1 pseudogene is annotated in these 311 nt (G+C 60.5%); it reads left to right on the top strand.

The features are described 5' to 3' along the window. Positions 1–311: pseudogene (locus ACODTW_RS28330) on the top strand (beta strand repeat-containing protein); the annotation flags it as partial.

Below are 311 nucleotides of genomic sequence, written 5' to 3'. Positions count from 1 at the left end.
AGGTGTCTGAACTGACGACGACGCAGGTTGCCAGCCTGACGACGACGCAGCTGAATAGCTTGAACACCACCAATCTGTCGTCGCTGGAGACGACGGATCTGGCAGCCTTGACGACGACGACGCTGCGCGGCCTGTCGACCTCGGTGATCGCAAACCTGTCGACGACGCAGTTTGCCAGCCTGACCACGACGCAGCTGAGTTCGCTGACGTCGACGCAGATTCGGGCGATTGAGACGACGGACCTGATCGAGATCAGCTCGACCAACATCGTCGCCTTCTCCACGACCCAGATCAGTGCCTTCAGCACCACC

Source organism: Niveispirillum sp. FG148 (assembly GCF_057809655.1).
The sequence above is the reverse complement of the archived record's forward strand: the minus strand, read 5'-3'. Positions and strand labels throughout refer to the sequence as shown.